The organism is Brevundimonas sp. CURTG3B2_SDJG (genome assembly GCF_057364705.1).
The window spans coordinates 1-2,981 of sequence record NZ_JBNFOJ010000327.1; the positions used below are offsets into that span (position 1 = coordinate 1).

Here is a 2,981-nt window from a genome sequence, read left to right on the forward strand (position 1 = left end):
CGACGATGCCGGCGCGCGAGCCGCCGGCCGCGCGGATGTCTCGCGACGTCCATGCGGCCGTCGCGGACCGCCACGTTCAGGGGACCCTGGATGCGCTGGGCGCGATAGCTGGACAGGTCCACGCCCAGCAGGTCGACGGCCCCCTGCAGGGACCACGCGGCCGCATCGCCCTTGAACAGACCCTCGTAGGCCGCCGGGCCGGCGACCGGACGGCCGATCAGGCGGCTCAGCGACGGCGTGGCGATCTCGAGCCTGATCCCGTCCTCGCTGCGCCGGTCGCGAAGCCGGATCTGGCCGCTGGCGCTGGAGGTCAGGTTGTCGGCGAGCAGCCGCCAGCCCACGCCCTGCTGCCCGTCGCCGTCGGTGTCCGGGGTGGCGGCGAAGCCGAAGCGGGCGGTCCGCCCCACGCGCTCGACGAAGGGGGCCAGCAAGGTCGAGCCCGAGAAGTCGAAATAGCCGACGATCCGCGCTCGGTCCTCGCCGTAGCGGCCTTTGACGATCAGCGGGGTGAAATCGCCGGTGCGCACGATGGCGTCGACCACCTCGCCGTTCACGACGGCGGTCGCCGCGAACGGCTGGTCCGGCGAGTATCCCAGCGCGCCGGCGATCGGCCCGCCCCGGGCCTCGTTGGCCCTGAGGTTCAGCCGCATGTCGGCCAGGTCGCCGCCGAAGGTGGCGTTGACCCGCAGATAGTCGCCCGGCCGGCTGTTGCTCGCCGCGTTGACGATGGCCTTCTTGGGCCCGCTGCGCGGCACGTCCGCCTCGCCGGTCAGGCGCCAGCGGCCGTATTCCTGGCTGAAGCCCTCCAGCAACTCGACGTTCGCGGCGAACCGGTCGATGTCGATCGACAGCGGCTGCGGGCCCGGCGGGGTGGTCGAGGGCTCCACCTCGGGGCGGCGGATCAGACGGATGACGCCGGCCTCGATATTGGTGGCGTGGAAGCGGCGGCCGATCAGAGGCCACCAGGTCCAGTCCACGCGCACCTGGCGGGCTTCAAGCCAGACGCCCTTCGCATCCGTGACGGTGACCCGGTCGATGGTGAAGTCGTCGAACAGGTCGCCCTTGACCCCCTCGACGTTGATCCGTCCGTAGCGGCCGACCTTCTTGCCCGCCACGAAGCTGGTCACCAGGCCGCGCCCGGGTTCGGAGAGCAGGTACATTCGGCCGCCGATGGCGACGACGATCAGCAGGGCGGCCAGGATCGCCAGGCCGATCCCTCCGAAGAAGGCCAGGGCCTGCAGGCGCGTGCGCTTGCGTTTCTCCCGCTGGGCCGGAGTCTCGGGCGTCGCGTCGGGGGGCGTCGCCTCGGTCAAAACGCCTGTCCGATGCTGATGTAGATCTGGAAGTCCGAATCCCCGGGCTGGCGGTCCAGGGGGAAGGCGACGTCGGCGCGGATGGGGCCGAACGGCAGCTGGTAGCGGACGCCCGCGCCCACGGCGTAGCGCAGGTTGTTGAAGTTGGGATACTCCTGCGCCCCGATCGCGCCGGCGTCCACGAAGACAACGGCGCCGAAGCTGCGTCCGATGTCGCGGCGCACCTCGAGCGAGGTCTCGAACAGCGACAGGCCGCCGCGCGGCGTGCCGTCGGGCAGGCGGGGGCCGACGCCCTGGTACTCGAAGCCGCGCACCGATCCGCCGCCGCCGGAATAGAACAGCCGGTCCGACGGAATGGTCAGCTCCTCGCCGCCCAGGATGGAGCCCAGGCGCACGCGCCCGGCCAGCCGGGTCTTGCCGCCCTGCTGCAGGGGCAGATAGGCCGTGGCCTGGGCGTCGGCGCGAAGGAACAGCAGGGAATCGTCGCCGGTCACCGCCGTCGGCTGCAGGTTCGCGGTCAGGCGATAGCCGCTGCGGGCGTCCAGCGGATCATCGGACCGGTCCAGGTAGGCGCCGCCCCTGAGCGTCAGCAAGGCCAGGTTCCGGGTGATGTCCAGCGGCGCCTGGGTCACCGGGTCGAACCGGTTCTCATCATACTGGCCGACGTCGATGCCCAGGCCGTAGCTGTACCAGGAGGACTTGCCCAGGCGCTGGCGAGCGTCGACGTACAGCACGCCGGCCAGGCGCTGGTAGGCGTCGGTGTCCTCGTTGACGATGGCCGCGCCCGCCGTCAGCGTCCGCCCGGGCCGACGCCAGTGGGGGAGGGTCAGATCGACCCCCAGCTTGCTGTCGATGTCCGAGAGCCGGGCCTCGTAGCGCAGGGTGTCGGCGCGGCCGAACCGGTTATGATAGGTCCACGCGCCCTCGATCGCGGAACCCCCGGTCGTGGAGGTTCCCGCCGAACCCGCCGTCACGGTGGCCCGGGCGGTGGACAGGGTGATCCCCGCCTCCTGGATCCAGCGGGGGCGGTCGGTGAGGGTGACCACCACCGGCCTCAGGCCGTCGGCCCGGGTCTGGTCGGCGCCCGCCAGGGCCACGCCGACGCCGTCGTAGACGCCGGTCTCCAGCAGCCGGCGCTCCAGCTCGGCGACCTGTTCGGGATCGTAGACGTCGCCCTCGGCCCAGGGGGCCAGGCCGGCGACCCAATTCGGATTGGTGGGGCCGCGGGTCTCCAGCCGCACCCCGTCCAGCCGCACCAGCCGGCCCGAGGCGATGTTGTAGGTCGGATGGACCGTCCGGGTCTGGTGATCGACGACCACACGGCGCGGATCGGCCCGAGCGTCGGCGTAGCCGCGGCGGGTCAGGCCGGCCAGGATGCGGCCCTCGGCCGCGATGACGTCGACGGCGCGGCCGGGTTCGCCCGGCGTCAGCTGGATCTCGTCGTTCACCTGGGCCGCGACTGCGGCGTCCGGCGGCGGCTCGGCCCAGCGGACGTCGGCGGGGGTCAGGGCGAAACGAGGGCCCGGCGTCACGTCCACGATGGCGACCGGCGTCTCCTCGCCCTCGACCACGTCCTCCAGGACCGGCTGATAGTACCCCTCGGAGCGCAGCAGGGCCTCCGCGGCCTCCATGGCGCCCCGCGCGCGCCGCCGCGCCTCGAAGCCGGTT

At 72.5% G+C, this 2,981-nt stretch carries 2 protein-coding genes; both read right to left on the reverse strand.

Annotation, left to right across the window (positions count from 1 at the left end):
* Nucleotides 1-1,313: translocation/assembly module TamB domain-containing protein (locus AC2W7C_RS16005; RefSeq protein ID WP_486002289.1), on the reverse strand; the 1,313-nt coding region annotated here is incomplete at its 3' end.
* On the reverse strand, nucleotides 1,310-2,981 hold a 1,672-nt coding region (locus tag AC2W7C_RS16010), incomplete at its 5' end, for an autotransporter assembly complex protein TamA (RefSeq protein ID WP_486002290.1). The genes AC2W7C_RS16005 and AC2W7C_RS16010, both read right to left, overlap by 4 nt.